The sequence below is a fragment of the Chryseobacterium sp. ERMR1:04 genome (assembly GCF_001297705.1).
Lineage (GTDB): Bacteria > Bacteroidota > Bacteroidia > Flavobacteriales > Weeksellaceae > Chryseobacterium.
In genome coordinates this window covers 225,992-249,075 of sequence record NZ_LIRF01000005.1, presented here as the reverse complement: position 1 = coordinate 249,075, position 23,084 = coordinate 225,992, and the positions used below count along the sequence as shown (strand labels likewise).

Here is a 23,084-nt window from a genome sequence, read left to right as displayed (position 1 = left end):
AACAATTTCATAATATTAAGAAAGATTTTTCACGATTTTACACAAACAATACCTTATGAATCAGACGGAAATTATCAACATTTTCACAAAAAGAACTTTAGGGCTTACTTTTGTGCTATCGGCGGCAGCGTTCGCCTTTGGACAGGAAAAAGCAGGTATTTCAGGGACGGTGGTTAATAAAAGTAACCAGCCTGTTCCTTATGCTTCAGTGACTTTCAGTAATAAAACAAATAAATTATTCAGTGATGCTACCCTTACTGACGAAAAGGGACAGTATAAGCTAGACCTTACTCCCGGGAATTACGATATTATCATTGAAGCAATCGACTACAAGAAAGTTGTCATCAACAAACAAATTACTTCAGCAGGAAATATAGGGGCTTTATCTATAGAAGCTGAAAAGAGTTCGACAAATGTCAAGACTAAAGATATTGAGGGTATTGTACTTACGGCTCCTTCTACAAAACCTTATAAAGTAGAATTGGATAAGAGAACGTATGATCCATCTCAGGATATTGTGAGTAAAGGAGGAAATCTTCAAGATGTACTTACTAACGTTCCTTCCGTTTCAGTGGATACTGATGGAACTGTATCTATGAGAGGGAGCAGCAATGTGAAATTTTTGATCAATGGTAAACCGTCTGCTCTTTTAGGAATTGATGACGGAGCTAATGCTTTACAAAGTATTCCGGCTGATCAAATTGAAAAAATTGAGGTTATTACCAATCCCTCTTCAAAATTTGAAGCAAGTGGAACTGCTGGTATTTTAAATATTATTTTAAAGAAAAGCAAAAAAACAGGTTTTAATGGAAGTGTTGTAGGAACTTTAGGATATCTTCCTCAAACAAACCTTAACACCAACCTTAATTGGAGAAAAGGAAACTTCACATGGTTTCTTAATGGTGGCGGTGGCTATAGAGAATCGAAAAACACCAATAGAAATGATGATTATTTCAACAATGCTATATTAGATGATGATTTAGTACAAAGAAATACCAACTCTGAAACTAAAAGTAAAAACAATAATTATAATGCTTCTGCCGGAATAGTATACGACATAAATGAAAAAACATCGGTAAATGCATCCGGCACCGTAAGAACATTTGACAGTGAAAATTTCGGTAATATTGATTATAGTTATACTCCTCTTAAAAATCCTTTTTATACATCAAACAGAAGTACATTCGGTACAAATAACAATCTGGCTTTTCAGGGTGATTTTGGATTAGATCATAAATTTGATGACAAAGGGCAAAATTTATCATTATCATTAAGCTTACAAAGAAGCCGATCATACAATGATACCAATATTGATGATAGCATTAATGATTTGAAAGATTTCATCAATCAAAGTACAATCAACAAATCTGTTATTGGTAAGGTTGATTATGAGTTGCCTATTGGTGAAAGTTCAAAATTAGAAGCAGGATACAGAATTGATATCAATACAAATGATTACAGTAATGATGTCCGCGAAAGCACCTCAACAAAGCCATTAGATTTCCTTAAGCCATATACTTATGATGCAACATATAAAGAAACGTTCAATGCTTTTTATTTGCAATTCAAAAGTAAAATAGGCAAATTAGGTTATCAGGTAGGCGTAAGAGATGAATTGTCGAATGTAGACATCAATTATCTAAGTCTTGATCCCAAGAAAAATTCAGTTGTAACCACGAAAAATTACAATAATTTATTTCCTAGTGTTTACTTAAGTTATGAATTTGCAAAAGACAACCAACTTCTATTAAACTATACCAGAAGAATAGACCGCCCAAGATCATTCTTTATGATTCCTAACCCGAACTATAATGATAATCAAAATATCTTTGACGGAAATATAGATCTAAATCCTTCTTATGTTGACTCTTTTGAATTTGGATATAGTATCTCTAAAAAGAAATTTACACTAAATCCTACTTTATACTACAGACACCAGACTGATGACACAAAAATGTTGGTATATAATATCTTAGCGACAGACGACAAGGGAGATATTATTATTCCAAAGCGTATAGAATCTCACACAAAACCTATTAACTTGGGTACTGATGATCGTTTCGGTTTAGATTTAAATTTCAATTGGGACGCAACAAGTTGGCTAAAATTCTTAGGAAATGTAGATGTATTTGGATATAATACAAAAGGAAGTACTTTATATGATACTTTTGATAAGGATGGAAACCCTATTCAAGCTGTTGCTGACTTTAATGGTAAAGGTTTCTCAACAAGAGCAAGACTTTCTTCAACAGTTAAAGTTGACAAGACATTCAGCTTTCAAGTACAAGGGTTTTATAGAGGCGCACAAAAAACAGCTTATCAGGACAGAAAAGATATGTATGCCATAAGCTTTGGTGCTTCAAAAACTATCTGGAAAGGAGATGGTACTTTAGCTTTTAACGTTCAGGATATTTTCAATACCAGAGCTATGAGATCTACAACTTATACAGCAAATAGTGTGAGAGATTCTTACATGCAATGGCAGCCAAGACAATTTTCCGTTTCTCTGACATACAGATTCAAACAAGGAGAAAAAGTAGAACAACCAAAAAGGAAAAAAGACGTCAACGCCAATGCTACAGGTGGAGATGAACAAGGTCCAATGTAATACAAGATATAATTACAAAAAATCCCGAAATAAAATTATTTCGGGATTTTTTTATTTTTGAGTTTTTGCGATTTCAGCTTCAAAAATTCTTTTTCTTAAATCACTGGAGGAAAACCTATGATCTCTTTTATTATAAAAAATTTCGATGCCTTTTTCTTCGCAGTACTTCTTACCTGTAAAGTCTTTGTCTATATAATCATCACCAATGATTCTTACATCAATTACAAAAGATTTTAGAATATCTTCTAAATCCTGTTCTGTATAGTAAGGAATAATTTCGTCCACAGCATTTACTGCTTTCAACTGAATATAACGCTCAACAATGGTTTGTGTTGGTTTATTTTTAGTCGGACGATCATGTGATGGGTCGATCTGAAGACCAACGATTAAATAGTCGCAAACTGTTTTTGCTTCTTCTAACATTTTAATGTGACCGGCATGCAGTAAATCAAATGAAGAAAATGTAATGCCTATTCTTTCTGTTTTCATAATGTGTATTTAACATTTCGCTGAGTTAAAAGTTCTTTTAAGAAGGGATAAGAACTCATAAATTCAGAAAAAGTATTATTTTAATTTTAGGTTATTTTTTAATTTAATGATAAATAAAAGTCTAGTTATTTCTTGAATTTAAATATTTTTGCCAGTCCCAAGTCGTTCTTAAGGCTTCTTCCAAACTTGTTTCAGCTTTCCAATTCAGTTCTTTTTCTGCTTTATTGGCATTGGCGTAAGCAACTGTAATATCACCTTCTCTCCTATCACAAATTTTGTAAGGTACTTCTACATTATTTGCTGTTTCAAAAGCTTTTACAACTTCTAAAACGGATGATCCTTTTCCTGTTCCCAAGTTATAAATATCAATCTTAGAATCTTCAGACTCATCATTTATTAATCTTTTTAAAGCGGCAACATGTGCTTTAGCCAAATCTACAACATAAATGTAATCACGAACTGCTGTTCCGTCTACCGTTGGATAATCATCACCCCAAACACTTAGTTTTTCACGAATTCCAGCCGCAGTTTGCATCACATAAGGAACCAAGTTATTAGGAACACCAATTGGCAATTCTCCTAATTTTGAAGATGGATGCGCTCCGATTGGATTGAAATACCTCAACAAAGAGATTTTTCTGTGATATGCTTTTGCGAAATCGATTAAAATTTCTTCACCCATTTGCTTTGTCTTCCCATAAACACTTTCAGGCATTTTAAGAGGTGTATTCTCGTCAATTGGCATTTCATCTGCCTGACCATAAACTGTACAAGACGAACTGAAAATAAAATTAGACAGCCCTCTTGTTTTAAATTCCTGAAGGATATTGATTAAAGAAAACAGATTATTTTCATAATAATCAATAGGCTTTTCCTGGCTTTCTCCAACTGCTTTATAGGCCGCAAAATTGATACAACCCTCAATAGAATACGCATCAAAAACTTGGGTTAAAAGCTCCTTTCTCTTTAAGTCAAAAGGATAAAAAGCAGGCTTTTTACCTGTAATTTCCTCAATATTTTTTAAAATAAATTTTTCAGAATTGGATAAATCATCTACAATAACAACTTCAAAATTGTTATTTAAAAGTTCTACAACTGTATGTGAACCAATATATCCAAGACCTCCCGTTACGAGTATTGCCATTTTTTTGTAATAAATTTTTATTCTTCTTTTTGCCCTATAAATTCCATATTTTCATATTGAACTTCTTTATATTTTAATTTATTTACTAAAAAAATAAAAGAAATAACAATACAAATAAGTCCAGCAATTATTAAGTAATCTGATAATGGAATATTATCTTCTAAACCATCAAATTCTCTTGTAAGTATCGAAGCTAAAAACAATAATATAACAAGACTATACAATATATTAAGAATTACAATACTTTTTGATGATTTTATAAAAATCATTATTAAACTTATACAATTCAATGTAAAGATAAAAGTAATGACACCTAGAGCAAAATATTCTCCAGCTGTAATCCCTTCTGATTTACTTTGAAAAAGATTATAAGTATCATAAGTTCCAAAACCAAATACTAAAAACATCACAAATCCTAGTATTAGAACTAATATTTTAATGCTTTTATATTTAAATAGTCTTTTTTTCATGTTATCCCATAAATTCCAACACAGCATCCGTAATATACTTCAACTGTTCTTCATCTAATTCTGTATGCATCGGAAGCGAAATAACCTGATCCAACAACTTATCTGTATTCACAAAATCTGCATCATTGCTTTCCTGGAAATATGCTTTTTGTTTTCTCAACGCCACAGGATAATAAATCATGGCAGGAATTTCTTTTTCAGTTAAGAATTTTTGAAGATCATTACGTTTTCCATTTAAAATTCTCAACGTGTATTGGTGGAATACGTGGGTAGAGTTTTCTGCTCTTTTTGGAGTCAAAATATTTTCATTTCCTGCAAAAGCTTCGTCATAATAATCAGCTGCTTTTCTTCTGGACTCGTTGTAAGAATCCAAATTAGGAAGTTTTTTTCTTAAAATGGCAGCCTGAATACTGTCTAAACGAGAGTTCACTCCAACCTCATCATGGTAATATCTTTCGTACATTCCGTGATTAACGATGCCTCTTAAACGGTGCGCTAAATCATCATTGTTAGTACAAATTGCACCACCATCTCCGTAGCATCCAAGGTTTTTTGAAGGGAAGAACGAAGTTGTTCCTACCGTAGACATTGTTCCTGCTTGCTTTACTGTTCCGTCTGAGAAAGTAAATTCTGCACCAATTGCCTGTGCATTATCTTCAATCACATATAAATTATGCTCTTCAGCAATTTTTAAAATCTCTTCCATATTCGCACATTGTCCGAAAATATGTACAGGAATGATTGCTTTTGTTTTTGGAGTGATTGCTTTTCTGATTTGTTCTGTTGAAATCGTGAAGGTATCGTAATCTACATCTACCAAAACAGATTTAAGTTTAAGCAAATGAATAACCTCTACAGTAGCTGCAAAAGTAAAATCAGCCGTGATCACCTCATCCCCTTCTTTCAGGTCTAAAGCCATCAAAGCAATCTGTAAAGCATCGGTTCCGTTAGCACAAGGGATCACATGATTTACGTCTAAATAAGACTCCAATTCATTCTGGAAAGACTTTACCTCAGGGCCGTTGATAAAAGCCGCCGAATCCATTACATTTAAAACTGCATTATCTACATCATTCTTTATTTTGTAATACTGACTTTGTAAGTCAACCATCTGAATTCTTTTCATAAATAAATATTTGTGTAAAAATAAGGAATTTAAAATCCTGTCAAAAATTTTATTGATTTTGTTTTATCTTTATACAAAATAAATACATGAAAAAACTTTTACTCTTTTGTATTTTAACGGGTTACTCCACCGTTTTTGCACAAACACAGCTCGTTTTTGTTTATTTTAATGACAAACCGAATAAGGCCGCATTTTACGCCAATCCGTTATCAGAACTAACACAAAAGTCCCTCAACAGACGTACAGCATTAGGAATTTCACTGAATGATCAGGATGCTCCTATTGAACAATTATACATTCAAAATATTCAAAATCTGGGATTTACCGTAACGGATTATTCTAAATGGCTGAATGGAGTTGCCGTAAATGCTACTCCTGCACAAATTACGACTCTTCAGGCTCAGCCTTACGTTGGCTCCGTAGAAAGTTTTGCAAGAAACTCATCTGGCATTCCTAAAACACCAAATGTTAATAAATGGGCGGATGTAAATTCAACGAACTCTACCAATAAAACATTAACAACCTTTGATTATGGTTCAGGGTCTGACCAAATTGACCAGATCAACCTAAGGCAACTTCACCTTGCGGGCTATACAGGAACTGGAGTTACGATTGCCGTGATTGACAGTGGTTTTCCGACCGTAAATACTGGTTCGGCATATGCACGATTATGGACCAATAATCAAATCAAAGGCGGTTATGATTTTGCTGCAAAAAGTACCGACATTTACAATCCTTCCTTAAATGCTCATGGGACAGTCGTTTTGGGAGCTATTGGAGGATTTATCGAAAATACTTTTGTAGGCTCTGCGCCCGATGCCGATTTTTATTTGTATCGAAGTGAAAATGCAACCGTTGAAATTCCTGAAGAGGAAATTTATTGGATCGAAGCTGCCGAGGAAGCCGACAGAAAAGGTGTTGATCTTATTACAACTTCGCTTGGGTACAACACATTTGATGATTCAAGATACAATTATACCTATGCGAATATGAACGGAACAACTTCTTTTATCGCAAGAGGTTCTGAAATAGCTGTTAACAAAGGAATCTTCATTCTTGCCGCTGCAGGAAACTCTGGACAGCAGGCATGGCATTATATAACAACACCCGCTGACAATGCTAAAGTTTTCTCCATTGGATCAGTTGATTCTGCAGGAGATTCTTCAGGGTTTTCATCGTATGGTCCCAATTCTGTTGGAGCTGTTAAACCTGACGGAAGTACCAGAGGAAGTGCCGCGTTCACTGTTAATAACAATTCTACAGCAGTGATTTCAGGAACCTCAATTGCCACACCGATTGCCGCAGGAGGAGTTGCCTGTTTACTTCAGGCATTTCCTACGATGAACAGAGATCAAATGAGGAATAAATTAAGACAAACCGCATCCCTATCTCCCAGCCACACCGATCAAATGGGATATGGAATTTTAAATTTTGGAAGTTTCTATAGCGGAACATTAAATACCTCCGAAATTGTAAAACAAAAACAAGTTGCTATTTTCCCAAACCCTGTAAAAAGCATCTTGAATATTGCTTCAGAAAGTAATGTTCTCTCGTTGGAAGTCTATGATAATTTAGGAAGATTGATTACTAAAAGCAACAATCAAAAATCTATCAAAGTTGAAGATTTCCCAAAAGGAACCTATTATCTAAAAATTCAGACGAAAGATAAAATGTATTACGAAAAATTCATAAAAGAATAAATTCAAAAAGAGCTGCCTAACTCATTAAGCAGCTCTTTTTTATTGATTAAAATGTTTTAATATCCAATTCAGGCATTCTTCAGAATCCATGATGCTCCAAGAGTGCGGGTGTCTAAATCCTTCAGGTCGTATTCCTCTATCATTTACAATTACTAAATCTGCATTTTTATGCCCTTTCAATTTCAGCAAATTCATCATCGCAGTAATGCTGATGCAGTTGGTGTCGTACAAATCTCTTCCTCGGTTATTCATTTGCCACATAATTCCGGGCTCAGTATACATGAGTAAAGGAATATTCATCAAATATTTTGCATTTCCTCCATCTTTTTCGCTGTATAAAAACATAGATTCTTTAATGTAGTTCGCTTTATTTTTATCCGGATATCCGATGGCATCAACCATTTCTTTATTTAAATATTTAGCTTCATTGACCGCTACCTCAGAAAAATTCCTTTCTATATCCCTCTGAAGCTGATGATACTTTTTTTCATAATCAAGTGGTGGATCTAATGCAAAAACAACCCTTGGTGTAAAATATGTATTTTTATCTCTTACTGCCATTTCAGCATATTTTATTCCCAGCATTCCTCCGTAAGAAAGTCCTCCAATAGCAATTTTATCTTTCGAAATATGATATTTTTCAACAATATCCTTTGCAATTCTGTCTAAGAACTTCTGTTCAATTGTCATTGTAAAATTACCATCTTCAAATCCCGGAAATAGGACGATTAAATTTTTATCAAAAGCCAGCTCATCCAAATAGATCTGATTCATCACTCGTTCCGGTGTTTCACCTCCTCCCGGTAAAACAATGATCATTCCGGCAGGTTTTCCTTCGGGTAGAATTTTATAATAAAAGTTTTCAGTGTCTTTAAAAGTTATTTTTTCAGGTTTCTGAGAAAATACTTGGGTAGAAAGAGGAATAAAAAGGGCGATTAAAAATTTAAGCTTCATTTTTTATTAGTTTAATTGATAAAAATCTATCCGAAAATGGAATAGTTGAAATAGGAAACGAAGAATCTTATTTTTTATTTTGTGACGAAATATCATTTAATTAAAAGGTCTCTTCTCGGTTAGGTCCGACATTACCCACTAAACATTTAGGTTACAGAGGTTAACAATAAACAAAGCCTCTCGAATGGAGAGGCTTGTATTTTAAACAGAACTGTCTAGTTCATCAGAATCTTTAATTTCAGAAAGCATGATAGGCTTTTGCACTTTAATTGTGCTCCACTTTTCTTCAAATATTTCATCTCCGCTTTCTGCATCGTTATTTGTATTTGTTTTATCCTGCCTTTTCCTCGTTAAATAGTTAATACTGGTTTCATTATTAATTCGTGGTCCGGTATTATCACTTGAATCATAACCAATAAGCTGAAAATCGGAATCTTTTAATCTAAACGTATATTTCCAATATCCATACCTGCCATGAGCATAATGAACAAATAAATTACCCTTTTCCTCATACACCATCAATTCGGGAGCATAATACGCTCCGCCTTCTTCATTTTCAGAAGAGAAGCAGGTGTTATTTTCAGTAATTAATTCATACTCATTATTTTTAGTTTTAAAAAGAACAATAATTCCTCTACGATTACGATCTAATTTTCCACGGCTTTCATCTACAACAAATTTATCTTTATCAGTTCCTTTGATAATTAAAATACAGTCTTTCAGTCCATCTTTATTCAGATCTCCGTAAACTTCCTCAAAAAACACAAAGCCTTTTGGGATAAAATCTTTCGGATTTTTCTTTGTTATGCGATCAACCTTTACTACCTCTTCATTTTCAGTTGGATTAGTTGTAGCAATTACCTCATTTTTCTCAGAAATGGGTTTAGCTTTTTCTTCTTTTTTACAACTCGACAATGCTAAAAATGTGAACATTGCTATAAGAAAACTCTTTTTCATCAGACCTTAATTATGCCGAATTCCTACTCGCATTAATATTTCCAAACAACGAACGCGTTACCAATTTTTCATACGCTTCTTTATTGCCTTCTCCTTTTTGAATTTTCATTAAAGCATATTGCTGAATGCTTAATAATGGAAGAACAATTTTTTCACGAATTTTTACCGATTTTCTTGATAAAGGATCTTCTTCCTGAAGTAGTTTAAATCCTGTCAATTCCAGCATAATATCTTTTGAAAGGTTATATTCTTCAAAAAGAACATTCCAGAAAGCTCCGAATTTTGGATTGCTTTTAATGTAATATGTTAAGGGGAAATAAGACTTATTCATACTCATCATCGAGTTTAAAACTAAAGTTTTAAAGAAGTCTGAACCTTTGTATAAATCTCTTACCTCTTCAAATCTTCCTTGCTTTTTCATTTCTTCCATCGCAAATCCGAATCCGAAGAATCCCGGCACATTTTGTTTCAATTGAGACCATGATCCCACAAACGGTATCGCTCTTAGATCCTCAAATCTCAATTCGCTGTCGCCTCCACGTTTTGATGGGCGGCTTCCGATATTTGTTTTACCGTAATATTCCAGTGTACTCATTTCCTGCAAATACGGAACGAACATAGGATGTGCCTTTAGATCTGAATATTTTTTATAACTAATATCTGCCAATTCAATGATCAGTTTTCTCTCTTTCCCTGTTAAATCTTTTTTAGAATTCTTGAAAACATCATTTTCAACGCCAGCTGTTAACAACTGTTCGAAGTTGTATTTTGCCTGTTCTTTATTTCCAAAAATACTTGTGATCGTTTGCCCCTGAATGGTTAATTCGATCTTATTATTCGCAATTGTATTTCCTTGTGAAGCGTAGAAATCATGGGTTTTCCCACCACCTCTTGCGGGAGGTCCGCCTCTACCATCAAAGAATACCACTTTAATTCCGCTTTCTTCAGACAGTTTAGTTAGGATTTCTTTTGCTTTATAAATCTCCCAATTGGCTTTTAAATATCCACCGTCTTTTGTACCGTCTGAGAAACCAAGCATGATCGTTTGCTGATTTCCTCTTTTCACCAAATGCTTTTTATAAATAGGATTTTGGTACAGCTCATTCATTACATTTTCAGCATTCGCAAGACCTTCCATGGTTTCGAAAAGGGGAACAATATCCATATCAATCTCTTCATCTTTGTAACCGCAAACTTTGAAAAATGCATACACATTCATCACATCTTTTACGGCATCAGAATTAGAAATAATATAGCGATTCATTCCTCTCAATCCGTTTGATTGTTGAATTCCGGTGATTTGAGAAACCGTCAATAAAGTATCTTTTACAATTCCTTCAAAATCATCAGTATTTACTTTCTCTGAAATTTCAATTAATCGTTTAAACTTCTCCTCATTACTCGCTTCCTCTGCGCCGTAAACTTTAGCGTACACTTCATTAATTACCTGTTGGTGAATTCTACTGTCTTGTCGAACATCCAAGGTTGCAAAGTGAGTTCCGAAGATTTTAACACGATCTCTAAAGTTCAGTAAAAGCTCCAAAAACAGAGAATTATGATGTTCTACCAAGATCTTTTCTGCTTCATTGGTTTTTTTCAAAATATCTTCTGTAGTAATCTTTTCATTATTGAAAATAGCACCATATAACTCATCATTCAATTGCTGTAAAACTTCTGAAACACCTCTAAAACTTAATCTCCTTCTGATAAATTTTAAGTGGCTGTAATACGATTTTAAAATAGCTGAACGAAGTTCCTCTGATACTCTTTTCGTAACATCAGCGGTCACAAAAGGATTTCCATCTCTGTCTCCACCAGGCCAGAAACCTAGCTGAATAATATCTTCATGAAGGTGAAAATGATCATTCCCAAAAGTCTTTCTGATTTTTGTAAACAGTTCACCAATCGTGTCGTAATACACATATCTCAAATACGAAATAATACTTAATGCTTCGTCAATTGGAGTAGGTTTTTCTTTATTAACGAAAGGTGTTTTTCCTAACTGTTGAAGCAAGGTATCAATATTGGTTACCGAATCTGTTGTAATTGCCGTTCTTAAATCCTGAATAATTCTCTGAACCGAACTCGGATAAAACTGCGTTGGGTGGGCTGTAAAAACAACTTTTACCGTAAAATCTTTTAACTTTTCACGCACTTTCTCCAGTTTATGATCTTGAAGAGAACGCTCAAAAAGATTGGTTACCGTTCCGCTGTCACTTTCTGAATGCAAACTTGGGAAAGCTGCATCTTCGATACTGTCAAACAAAACAACCTGCCTTTCAATATATTGAATAATTTTAAAAAGAAGCTCGGTTTTTTGCTCCTCCGATTGTAGATCTGTATGGCTTTTAAAGAAATCTTCGACAATCTCTTCAGGAGTCTTTCCTGCTTCGTAGCCGTTCTTACTTTCTTCATACAAAAACGGAAGCAACATCCCGATATTTGTCATCTTATCATAAGGCAAACTCATAAATAACGAGTTGTAGATCTGGAATTTATTTTCCACGATCTGCCTGAATTTTTCTGCGCGTTGGTCGTGTATCATATAACAAATGTAATGGATTTTGGTTTAATTTATAATTATCTTATTGTTTTAATTTCGATTAAATATTTTTTTTAAATCATCAATTAAATTTGTAATTATAATTTTAATTAAATATATAAAATAACAATACTTTTTTTCTTATCATTTGTTTTCATTTCTTGTGATGATCACTACAAAAAAGATCTTTCATACAAAAATGACATATAACTTACCTGTAAGTATAATATTTATACATCGATTGCACAAATAACTTAAATTTATAATAATTTTGAATACAACACATTAATGATTAATTTTACCTTTCTTCAAAATTAATCAGCATCTCATGAAAAAGATAATTCTATTCCTTTTTGTAGCTTTTGTTTTTACAGCCTGTGGGGACGATTGCTATAACGCTCCTCAAACGATCGCTTTTGAATTCGTTAATGCCAATGATGAAAATCTGATCACGAACGGAACGCTTAGTAATTTTTCAGTGAGTGAAGAAAATCAAGCGGGTATACAACTTACCAAAACATCAGACGACAAGGTCATTTTAGAAAATGTGGGTGCTTATAATGGTACAAAAAATTATATTTTCTATTCTAATGTTAAAAATTTCAATTTTTCAATTCAATCCTCTGAATTCAAAGGAGGTTGTGATGGTTACCAGATTAATAAATTAACATTTAAAGGAATTGGTATTGATGTAAAAGATGAAAAAGGATACTATAAAATTGTGTTGGAATAAAAATAGCTCGTATTAAAAAAGGGCCTTATCAGGCGTAATATCTCATTCCATAAAATAATAATTATGAAAATTATTTTAATCATTTCTTTTTTACTACCAGGTTTATTATTCTCGCAAAAAACAGTTTCTGCGGATTACAAAAAAATCCCCGAAATATTAGACAATACAGATCTTCTCTACCCTTTTATCAAGCCCGATAAAAAATATCAATACTGGTCCGTTCTTCGCAATATCGAAGATCTTGATCCTGATAAATCGATCATCTACGAAAGTCAGATGCCCGACTTTATGACACTCAACGATCCTGTTCCGGAAAAAGGTTTCTTTCAGCAATGTACAACGAGTGATTGTTTCTCCTATATTTTAGCCTGTAAAAACAACAGGACTGAATATTTTAATAATGAACAACAATTAAGAGATTTCATAGGATCTGTCGACAACTTACCGGAAGCCCTTCTCATTGCCAAAACGTATGGTTTTACATTTGACTCCACAAATCCATTAGGTGGCTCTTATAAAACGGATGACCAATATATTTCGATGTATATTTCAAAACAGAAAAATGCTACTCAAAAAGAATCGTTTTTAGTGAAGGTTAATAGAAAAACAGGGAAATTGGAAGCGAAAAGTAATGGCGTTTACTAATTTAGACTGCGTTTGTCATTCTGACGAAGGAAGAATCTAATATGTTTTAATTTTAACCATTAGAGCCTCTCTAAATTCCACTCAGAAATCTCTATACACCTAACTACCAAATACTTTAACCAACAAAACTCAATAGGTCATGTTTGAAATTATTTTTTGATTAAAAACATTAACGCAAAGTTGATGAATAATTTTGCTTTATTTTAAGTGGGCAAAGTGATGCGACTTCGTCGCTGATGAAGCTGTAGGCATATCCATACGCTTCAACGAATCAACTTTGTTGATTCTATCCTTTGCTCCCTGAAAATAGGCATAATGAAGCTAAAGCTTTGCGTTAGAGAAACACGTCATCAGTATATTATCTTTTTTAATCAAAAAATCATTAATGAATATGATTTAGATAAAGATTTGAAGCGTATACAAAAAATAAAATTTAGAAATTTAAACAGATTCTAAGCTTGGATGAAGTAATTAAGAATATTAAGTTGAGATTCTTCACTTCGCTTTGCTCCGTTCTGAATGACAGTGCGCATGTTATTGATTACATGATATTAATAAATACATCAAATTTCAATAGTTTTAATTAAACACAATCATACGAATTTTAAACCTTTCTTAACTCTGTTTTCACTTTGCATTGCGTAAATTTGATCTACAAAAAAATTTAAGAACAATGCTTAATTTCGAATTTAAGAATCCAACAAAAATACTTTTCGGGAAAGGTGAGATCGCTAAAATCTCAAGAGAAATTCCTCAAGATGCTAAAATATTAATGATCTACGGTGGCGGAAGCATCAAAAGCAATGGTGTTTACGACCAAGTAAAAGAAGCTTTAAAAGCTCATGATGTACATGAATTCGGTGGAGTTCCTGCCAATCCTGAATATGAAGTTTTAGTAGAAGCTTTAAAAGTAATTAAAGAAAAAAACATTACTTATCTTTTAGCTGTTGGTGGAGGTTCTGTGATTGATGGAACAAAATTCCTTTCGGCTGCTGCCAATTATGAAGGAGAGCCTTGGGAAATTTTAACAAAACCTGTTAGAACTTTTGAAGGAGAAGGAATGCCTTTCGGTTCTATCTTAACATTGCCTGCAACAGGTTCTGAAATGAATTCAGGATACGTGATCTCAAGAAGAGAAACGAATGAAAAATTATCATCAGGTGGTCCCGGACTTTTCCCTGAATTCTCTGTTTTAGATCCGGAAGTGGTAAGATCTATTCCAAAAAGACAAATCGTTAACGGATTAACAGATGCTTACACTCACGTTTTAGAACAATACATGACAGCTCCGTCTTCTGCTGATCTACAGGAAAGAATTGCAGAAAGCATCCTGATCAGTTTACAGGAAACTGCTCCTAAAGTTTTAGCAGACCATTTCGATTATGATGCAGCAGGAAACTTTATGTGGTGCTGCACAATGGCATTGAACGGTTTAATTCAGAAAGGAGTAATTACAGACTGGGCAGTTCATGCTATGGGACACGAATTAACAGCCTATTACGGAATTGACCACGCAAGAACATTAGCCGTGATTGCACCATCTCATTACCGTTATAATTTTGACTCTAAAAAAGGAAAATTAGCGCAATATGCGGAAAGAGTTTGGGGAATCACAGAAGGAACTCTTGAAGAAAAAGCTGAATTAGGAATTAAAAAAATGGAAGAGTTTTTCCATAGCCTGGATATTAAAACCAAACTTTCAGAATATACAGAAGACTATAAAGGAACTGCCGAAAGAGTGGAAAAAGCTTTTACAGAAAGAAAATGGGTTGGCCTGGGCGAGCATAAAAAACTGACTCCTCAGGATGCCTACAAGATTGTAGAAATGAGTTATTAAAATCAAGGGATTAGATAATAGGAATTAGGGGTTAGGTTTTAATATTGGGAATCATTTTAAATGAAAATTTTACGATTAATTTCATTTAAAAAAAATAATTTCTAAAACCTAAGCCCTAAATCCTTCCCTCAAATTATATTTTTTACAAACATTCGTTTAAAAAAGCTTAATTTCATTACAAATATTTCAAATTTATTTATATTTTAGCATATTCTTAAATTTGTGAAAATGAAAAAACAACTACTTTTATTTGCCTTTTCTGCTTTAGCACTTTCTTCTTGTAAAGATGATGATGATGTTCTGGGATATGACCTAGACACTCTAAGAGGAGAATGGAAAAACAGTAAATCAGAAATCATTTCTGGAAAAGACAATAAAACGGTACTTTATAGTGATACTCCTTCAGGGTGTGAAGTAAAAAATACTACTCTTTTTAGAACAGATTTTTTCACATCTTACACTGAATATGGAGGTGTGGGAGCTGATTGTCAAATCACGTCTAAACATGATGGTAAATTTACTTATGATGCAGACACCAAAGACATGGTAGTAACCTACGATGACAATACTAAAATAAGCTACAGAGTAATCGTTCTTTCCAGCTCAGAATTGAAACTACTGGAAGTTCCGAGTACCATAGATTATAACGGGGATGGTGTAAAGGATTTATCATACATTACTTATAAAAGATAAAATACAAACTCTCGATTCTGTCGGGAGTTTTTTATGAAAAAGAAATTTAATTAACTAAAAATTATTTAAAAATGAAGAAGATGTTATCAGCATTTCTATTGCTGGCCTTTGCCTTTTTCTTTTCGCAAGAAAAAAAGCCGATGTTCTGGCAAGACATTCAAAATTTCAAAAAACTAGATCAGGAAAATGCACCTCCCAAAGATGCTATCCTTTTAGTAGGAAGCTCGTCTTTCACAAAATGGACCGATGTTGCCGAGTATTTCCCGAGTAAAACAATTATTAACAGAGGTTTTGGAGGCTCTAAATTAACAGATCTTAATTACTATGCTCAAGATCTTCTTGCTCCTTATCAACCCAAGCAGATTATCATCTATTGCGGTGACAATGATTTTGCAGACAATCCTCAATTAAAAGTAAAAGAGGTTGTCAACCGATACAAAACGTTCTACAAAAAAATCCGTGAGAAGTTTCCTAATATTGAGGTTGATTATATTTCAATAAAATACTCGCCAAGTAGAGAAAATCTTTGGCCTCAAATGAAAGAAACGAATCAACAAATCGCGGCTTTCATGAAGAAAGAAAAGAATGCAGAATTCATTGATATCACCAAAGCAATGGAAGATGCTTCCGGAAAAGTAAGAAAAGATCTTTTTGTGGAAGATATGCTGCATATAACTCCGGAAGGATATCAGATCTGGGCGAAGGTGATGAATCCTTATATGAAATAACCCATGAACGAACATACAAATCATCTAGCTATTTATAAAAAAGCAAAGGAAATAGATAAAACATTAAGAATTATTACAGACCTATTTCCCGAAGAAAATGATTATTTACAAAGTCTTAAATCAAACCTGCTTGAAGATATTATGGTTATTCAAGCAAAAATTTGTGGTGCAGAGGCTGTAAAATTGTATGATCTAAAAATGGAAAATGCTGCAATTATCAGAAAAGCTGCCAGAGATATTATGGTAAGTGGTAATTCCCTCGAAATGTTTGGGTTTTCTGATGCTAAATATTACAAAATCATCAGAACTTTAGTAGAAGACTTTCGGCTTTTATTTATAGATTGGGTAGCCGGATTTAATCCAAAGCATTATATCGTTGATGATTGGGGTTTATTTAATCCTCCAGGGATTTCCCCAGATTATATTCAACGAGATGATGAACTCAATTTCTTAGATGAAGATGATGAGAATTAAAATTTTCTCTTACTAAATAACAAAAGCTCCCAAATTGGGAGCTTTTTCTTTTATTTCTTTCTTTTAGACTTCGAGATTGCTTTTTGTTGCGCTCTGTTGGCTCCAAATTTTTTAGGTTCTTTTCTTTTTGATGGTCCGCCCCAGTTTTCTTTTTTGTTCTTATCTTTTTTCTCATGGAAAGCTCCTCCTCCTTCATACAGTTTTGCCTGCGCAGGATTTTTCATGACAATAAGATCTTCTTCTGAAGCAATCTTTTTAGGATTAATTTTAACACCTTCAGGGAAATCAACAAATTTCAATTCTTTATCCATCAATAATTCGATGTCTAATACAGGACGCTCTTCTTTTTTAGAAACAAAAGAAACAGCTTTACCATCTTTGTCTGCTCTACCCGTTCTACCGATTCTGTGAATATACTGTTCTGGAACCTCAGAAATTTCAAAGTTAATGACGTGCGTAATATTTGAGATATCCAATCCTCTCGCCATAACGTCTGTGGTGATCAAACCTCTGATTTCCTCATTTTCAAAACTTTTCATAGCTTTTAATCTATAGTTTTGAGATTTATTAGAGTGAATCACATCAAACTCGTCTGGGAAAAGCTCGTTCATTTTAGTAAACAATAAATCTGAGTGCTTTTTATTATTTGCGAAGATTAAGACCTTAGACATGTCTTCATCTGTTTTCAATAAATGTTCAAGCAAGTTGATCTTCGTATTGAAGTTTTCAACTTTATAAGCAGTTTGTTTAATTTTTGCAAGAGGTGTTCCAGATTTCGCTAATGAAATTTCTATCGGACCTGAGAAATACTGATCCAACATTTCATCCACAGCATCTGTCATCGTTGCAGAGAACAATATATTTTGTCTCTTGTCTCTCATCATTTCGAAAATATGCGTTAACTGTGGTCTGAAACCTAAATTAAGCATCTCATCAAATTCATCGATTATCAATTTCTGAACCTCTTTCAGTGAAATAGCATTATCAATTGCTAAATCCATAATTCTTCCCGGTGTTCCTACTAAAATATCACAGCCGTTATTAAATAAAAGCTTCTGCGTATTGATATTTTTTCCACCGTATATTCCAATTACTCTTGCAGTAAGATTCTCCGTTAATTTTTCAACAATTTCAGTTACCTGAACTACTAATTCTCTTGTAGGAACTAAAACAACAACCGTTGGATTTCCAGCTTTGTTATATTTCCAAGTTTTAAGAACAGGCAGCAGATAAGCTAATGTTTTTCCGGTACCCGTTTGTGCAATTCCCATTACATCTCTTCCGGAAAGTATAGGTCCTATACTCTTTTCCTGAATAGGCGTTGGTTCAAACAATTCTAAGTCTGCTAAAACATCTAGAATTCTAACCGGTAAATCAAAATCTGCAAAAGTTATTTTATCCATTTTGCAAAGATAGGCAATTAATTTATTTATATATTAAGGATAAAAATAGTAAAATGAAGGTCGGAAGTTGAAAGTATACCCTTAAAAATTCATCCATTTAATCATCTTCACTCACTTCCTTCTTCAAGTCGAAATCAACAACTACAAAATGTAAGGGTATAGCATTCGTATTTTCATTGTTTTAATGGATTTTTCACTGTAATTTTTATTGAGCCGCAAAAGAGGCAAAAGATTAATACATTAGTTTATTTTAAGTTAATCATTAGACCGCAATTAAGAGCATATAAGTTTTTAAAAAATTTTTGATTTTTATCTTTGTGTTCACCATACAAAAAATAGTAAAAGGTAACTCTTATCTTTTACTATTTTTTGTGGTTAAGATTTATGTGTTTAAATAGGTAACCCGTGAAAACTATTTTCGTGTAATTCTCAATAAAATGATTACCATTAATAGTACAGAAAAAATGAAACCCAATAATGCAATCAGTGACATTTCTCCAATTCTTGGTCCGGATTCTGAAACAAAAACAATCGCTGTTGCAATAATATTGGCTCCTAAAATCATGGCTAAAATCAAATTAACAATACTTGATTTGATGATCTGATTGGTCTTTTCAATATTTTTAATTTCACTTGAAACCGTGAATTTATTTTCATCTAATTTTTGAAGAACAGAACGAAGCTCTTTGGGAATTTCATCGATATTATCGGTAAAATTCATCATCTTATCCATTCCGTTTTTAAGAATATTCTTTGGATTGATCTTCTTGGTAAGTATTTTTTTTGTGTACGGATTAAGACTTTTAACAATATCCAGATCTGGATTTATCGTACGCCCAACCCCTTCTATTAAACCAATTCCTTTGAATAAAAGATAAAAATAATCCGGCATATAAAGGCGGTTATCTTTTAGGACATCTTTCATTTTATTAATAATCGCTTGTGGATCAATCTCTTTCAAAGAAGTACTGTGTACAAAATTAAGGATATCGTCTACATCATTTTCAAATCTTCTTTCATCTGGAATTTCATAGCTAATTGCCATTTTTTTGAGAGATCTTACGATTTTATGCGCATTTTTGGCAACGAAGCTTACAATTAAATTTTCAAGAATTTCTTTGTCATTCGCTTGAATTTTTCCGACCGCACCGAAATCAATAAAAACAACTTTGCCATCCTTTTTTACTAAAATATTCCCGGCATGGGGATCAGCATGGAAAAATCCGTAATCTAAAATCTGAGATACAAATAACCGCAAACCAACTTCCGAAATTTTTACAGGATCAATATTATTGGCTAAAAGTCCGGCTTTATCCGTTACTTTTATTCCATCAATAAACTCCATACAAAGAACATTGTTATTACAAAAATCTTCATAGATTTTCGGAACATAGGTCTCTTTATTATTTTTAAAGTTTCGGGAAAACTGTAGAATATTATTTTTTTCATTAATTAAAGAAACTTCCTCTAATAATGATCTTTCAAAAGTAGAGATTGCCTGTTTCATATTAAGCTTCTCTCCTATCTCAGAATAAGATGAAATTAATTTTTCCAGATCTTTAATTAAAAGAATATCATCTTCAATAACGGTTTGTACGTCTGCTTTTTTAATTTTTAAGATTACCTCATCACCATTTAGCAAAGTCGCTTTATACACCTGTGCGATTGAAGCCGTAGCCAAAGGTTTTTTCTGAACTTCAAGGAAATGATCTTTAACAGAAATATTAAATTCATTTTCAAGAATTTCTTCCACATTCATTTCTACCGTATCCACCTTATCCTGGAGCTTTTGAAGCTCTTGAATCAATTCTGGCGGCAACAAATCTTCTCTATTGCTGAATGTCTGACCAAGCTTTACAAAAGTAGGCCCAAGTTCTTCCAAAACAAGTCTTATTCTTTCATATACTGTTCCTTTTGATATGATTTCATCAGAATTTGCAGCATCTTCTTCCGGTTTATTATTACCGTTCATTCTTGCCAGCATATCTTTAAAACCATATTTAGTTAATACGGAAATCAGTCGTGCGGATCTTTTAAATTTTCGTTGTTGCTTATCAAACATTTTATAAAAATAATGAGTTACAAAGTAAGTTCAAAAATTATTCCTAATACTTACTATTTGCTCTAAATAATATTTTAAAGAAAAATAAATATCTCCACAAAATGGAGAATAAAAACAGCCTCAATAAATACAATAAATAATAATTTGGAATTAAAACCATTTTTGAATATAAACTCCCACTACAGGGACTTTTTAAAAGCATATTATAGAAGTAAAAAAAGTAGAATTATCACATTTTATATTAAAAATAAATACTAAAATTACATATATAACGTTTATTTTCCAGCAAATACATATATAGCATATCCTATCTTTTAAATTTGCATGCCAATTTTGTATATTTTTTATAAAAAACATTGAATTATATACTATATATATTAAAAAACGATTTAGATTTGCACAATTAATATTTATAACAATAACTTATGAAGAAAATTTCTACTTTTTTAGTACTTCTTCTGTGTCTGATTAATGTAGGTTTCCTATCGAAACTCTACGGACAGGCCGCAACGCTCCCCTACACTCAAAATTTTTCAACGTCCAATGATCTCACGTTGACTAATGGAACCCAAACCAATAAATGGGTTTACGGTTCTGCAGTAGGTAATGCAGCGAATTCACTCTATATCTCAAATGATAATGGGGTTACTAATGCTTATACCACTGCTAGTGCAACGAGTATAGTTCAAGCCTACAGAGATATAATAATTCCTACGGGAACTACTACTTCAATCTTTGCATTTGATTGGAAAGGTGATGGAGAAAGTACGTATGACCTTTTAAGAGTTTGGTTAGTCCCTACAACGTATACACCAGTTGCGGGAACTACAATTACTGCCGGAGCTGGAAGAATTCAGGTAGGTGGTAATTTTAATCAACAAACGACTTGGCAAAATTATCTTAACACGAACTTAAACTTAAGTACTTTTGCGGGATCAACAATGCGTCTTGTATTTGAATGGAAAAATGATGGTAGTGGTGGTAATCAACCTCCTGCTGCTATTGATAACATTAATTTGTTAATTCCAACGTGTTTCATGCCAACACCATTGGCTCCCACTGCTATCACTGCAGCAACAGCTACAATAAGCTGGACGGCTCCAACTCCTGCTCCTGCTAATGGATATGCTTATTATGTAAGTACATCTAATGTTCCCCCTACTGCTGCTACAGTACCAACAGGAACAACTGCTGCAGGTGTAACTACAGCCAACGTAGCTGCATTAACTCCTAACACAACTTACTATTGGTGGGTACGTTCTGTATGTGGTCCTACTGATAATAGTCTTTGGACTACGGGGGCGAGCTTCCTAACAGCACAAATACCAACAACGCTTCCGTACACTCAGAACTTTAACACAAGTAATGATTTAGGATATACAACTGGTAACCAGGTGAATAAATGGGCGTATGGTTCTGTTGTAGGAAACGCAGGAAACTCTATCTACATTTCTAATGATAATGGAGTTACGAATTCTTATAATACATCAAGTTCTGTAGCAGTTCATGCTTACAGAGATATTACGATTCCTACAGGAACTACTCTTAGTACCTTAACATTCGATTGGAAAGGTGATGGAGAAAGTACGTATGATCTCTTAAAAGTTTGGTTAGTTCCTATTTCTTATATGCCGGTTGCCGGAACTGGAATTACTGCCGGAGCTGGAAGGATTCAAGTGGGTGGTAGTTTTAACCAACAAACAACTTGGCAAAACTATCTTAACACCAACGTTAACTTAACTACTTTTGCCGGACTTAACATGCGTCTTGTATTCGAATGGATCAATGACGGTAGTGGTGGTACTCAGCCTCCTATTGCGGTTGATAACATCAACTTGTTTATTCCTACGTGTTTTGTACCTACTGCAATGGGAGTAGGAACTGTAGGATCTTCAACTTCTACGATAAACTGGACGGCTCCAACTCCTGCTCCAGGTAATGGATATGCTTATTATTTAAGTACATCTAGTGTTCCGCCTACTGCTGCTACAACACCAACAGGTACCACAGCTGCAGGTGTAACAACGGCTAACTTAACTGGATTAACTCCTAATACCACTTATTATTGGTGGGTACGTTCTGTATACCTTATTTTGTGGTACGTTCTGTATGTAGTCCTACTGATAATAGTATTTGGGTTACGGGTCCTAGCTTTACAACTGGGCAAATACCGACAACGCTTCCTTATGTACAGAACTTCAACACCGCTAATGATCTAGGATTTACAAGTACTGGACAAACTAACAAATGGGCGTACGGTTCTGCTACTGGTAATACAGGTAATTCAGTATATATCTCTAATAACAATGGTGTTGCAAATGCTTATACTATTTCTGGAGCTGTAAGTACTGTTCATGCTTATAGAGATGTTATAGTTCCTGGTGGAAGTACAATTGCTTATTTAGCATTTGACTGGAAATCAGTAGGAGAAGCTAGTTATGACTACTTAAGAGTTTGGGTTGTCCCTACCTCTTATACACCAGTTGCAGGAACTCAGATTACTGCAGGAGCTGGAAGAA

At 33.6% G+C, this 23,084-nt stretch carries 18 protein-coding genes; 9 read left to right on the top strand and 9 right to left on the bottom strand.

The window, feature by feature from the left end:
• The first annotated feature begins 55 nt into the window (after window positions 1-55).
• Window positions 56-2,608 (top strand): TonB-dependent receptor, encoded by a 2,553-nt coding sequence (locus tag AMQ68_RS11610; RefSeq protein ID WP_054510803.1) that lies wholly within the window; start codon window positions 56-58, stop codon window positions 2,606-2,608.
• A gap of 51 nt (window positions 2,609-2,659) precedes the next feature.
• Here AMQ68_RS11610 and AMQ68_RS11605 read toward each other — a convergent pair whose 3' ends face one another.
• The 4 genes from AMQ68_RS11605 to AMQ68_RS11590 form a co-directional block, all read right to left on the bottom strand.
• Window positions 2,660-3,097, bottom strand: a complete 438-nt coding sequence (locus AMQ68_RS11605; RefSeq protein WP_054510802.1) for an adenylyltransferase/cytidyltransferase family protein — start codon at window positions 3,095-3,097, stop codon at window positions 2,660-2,662.
• A gap of 121 nt (window positions 3,098-3,218) precedes the next feature.
• Complete coding sequence (gene galE / locus AMQ68_RS11600; protein WP_054510801.1) at window positions 3,219-4,241, bottom strand: UDP-glucose 4-epimerase GalE; 1,023 nt, start codon at window positions 4,239-4,241, stop codon at window positions 3,219-3,221.
• A 17-nt stretch (window positions 4,242-4,258) separates the two neighbouring features.
• The gene (locus tag AMQ68_RS11595; protein ID WP_054510800.1) at window positions 4,259-4,711 is read right to left on the bottom strand and encodes a hypothetical protein; all 453 of its coding nucleotides are present in this window, start codon (window positions 4,709-4,711) and stop codon (window positions 4,259-4,261) included.
• A gap of 1 nt (window position 4,712) precedes the next feature.
• Complete coding sequence (locus AMQ68_RS11590) at window positions 4,713-5,837, bottom strand: DegT/DnrJ/EryC1/StrS aminotransferase family protein (protein WP_054510799.1); 1,125 nt, start codon at window positions 5,835-5,837, stop codon at window positions 4,713-4,715.
• Window positions 5,838-5,923: 86 nt separating this feature from the next.
• Here AMQ68_RS11590 and AMQ68_RS11585 point away from each other — a divergent pair, with 86 nt between their 5' ends.
• Window positions 5,924-7,537: a S8/S53 family peptidase gene (locus AMQ68_RS11585; protein WP_054510798.1), complete on the top strand. Its 1,614-nt coding sequence runs from the start codon at window positions 5,924-5,926 to the stop codon at window positions 7,535-7,537.
• 39 nt (window positions 7,538-7,576) lie between these two features.
• Here the strand turns inward: AMQ68_RS11585 and AMQ68_RS11580 are convergent, their stop codons facing one another.
• The 3 genes from AMQ68_RS11580 to AMQ68_RS11570 all read right to left on the bottom strand — a co-directional run bounded on the left by AMQ68_RS11580 (window position 7,577) and on the right by AMQ68_RS11570 (window position 11,993).
• The gene (locus AMQ68_RS11580; protein WP_054510797.1) at window positions 7,577-8,491 is read right to left on the bottom strand and encodes an alpha/beta hydrolase; all 915 of its coding nucleotides are present in this window, start codon (window positions 8,489-8,491) and stop codon (window positions 7,577-7,579) included.
• A 201-nt stretch (window positions 8,492-8,692) separates the two neighbouring features.
• Entirely contained in the window at window positions 8,693-9,448 is a 756-nt protein-coding gene (locus AMQ68_RS11575) for a hypothetical protein (protein WP_054510796.1), read from the bottom strand.
• A 10-nt stretch (window positions 9,449-9,458) separates the two neighbouring features.
• The gene (locus tag AMQ68_RS11570; RefSeq protein ID WP_054510795.1) at window positions 9,459-11,993 is read right to left on the bottom strand and encodes a phosphoenolpyruvate carboxylase; all 2,535 of its coding nucleotides are present in this window, start codon (window positions 11,991-11,993) and stop codon (window positions 9,459-9,461) included.
• Between the two features lie 325 nt (window positions 11,994-12,318).
• Here AMQ68_RS11570 and AMQ68_RS11565 point away from each other — a divergent pair, with 325 nt between their 5' ends.
• The 6 genes from AMQ68_RS11565 (at window position 12,319) to AMQ68_RS11540 (ending at window position 17,100) form a co-directional block, all read left to right on the top strand.
• Window positions 12,319-12,723, top strand: a complete 405-nt coding sequence (locus AMQ68_RS11565) for a hypothetical protein (protein ID WP_054510794.1) — start codon at window positions 12,319-12,321, stop codon at window positions 12,721-12,723.
• Window positions 12,724-12,786: 63 nt separating this feature from the next.
• Complete coding sequence (locus AMQ68_RS11560) at window positions 12,787-13,368, top strand: hypothetical protein (RefSeq protein WP_054510793.1); 582 nt, start codon at window positions 12,787-12,789, stop codon at window positions 13,366-13,368.
• Between the two features lie 673 nt (window positions 13,369-14,041).
• Entirely contained in the window at window positions 14,042-15,205 is a 1,164-nt protein-coding gene (locus AMQ68_RS11555; protein ID WP_054510792.1) for an iron-containing alcohol dehydrogenase, read from the top strand.
• 228 nt (window positions 15,206-15,433) lie between these two features.
• Window positions 15,434-15,898 (top strand): lipocalin family protein, encoded by a 465-nt coding sequence (locus AMQ68_RS11550; protein ID WP_054510791.1) that lies wholly within the window; start codon window positions 15,434-15,436, stop codon window positions 15,896-15,898.
• 71 nt (window positions 15,899-15,969) lie between these two features.
• On the top strand, window positions 15,970-16,626 hold the full coding sequence (locus tag AMQ68_RS11545) for a GDSL-type esterase/lipase family protein (protein ID WP_054510790.1): 657 nt from the start codon (window positions 15,970-15,972) through the stop codon (window positions 16,624-16,626).
• 3 nt (window positions 16,627-16,629) lie between these two features.
• Complete coding sequence (locus AMQ68_RS11540; RefSeq protein ID WP_054510789.1) at window positions 16,630-17,100, top strand: hypothetical protein; 471 nt, start codon at window positions 16,630-16,632, stop codon at window positions 17,098-17,100.
• A 50-nt stretch (window positions 17,101-17,150) separates the two neighbouring features.
• Here AMQ68_RS11540 and AMQ68_RS11535 read toward each other — a convergent pair whose 3' ends face one another.
• Entirely contained in the window at window positions 17,151-18,503 is a 1,353-nt protein-coding gene (locus AMQ68_RS11535; RefSeq protein WP_054510788.1) for a DEAD/DEAH box helicase, read from the bottom strand.
• 412 nt (window positions 18,504-18,915) lie between these two features.
• Window positions 18,916-20,565 (bottom strand): AarF/ABC1/UbiB kinase family protein, encoded by a 1,650-nt coding sequence (locus tag AMQ68_RS11530; RefSeq protein ID WP_054510787.1) that lies wholly within the window; start codon window positions 20,563-20,565, stop codon window positions 18,916-18,918.
• A gap of 425 nt (window positions 20,566-20,990) precedes the next feature.
• Here AMQ68_RS11530 and AMQ68_RS25615 point away from each other — a divergent pair, with 425 nt between their 5' ends.
• Window positions 20,991-22,784, top strand: a complete 1,794-nt coding sequence (locus AMQ68_RS25615; RefSeq protein WP_241775110.1) for a hypothetical protein — start codon at window positions 20,991-20,993, stop codon at window positions 22,782-22,784.
• The last annotated feature ends 300 nt before the right edge of the window (window positions 22,785-23,084 follow it).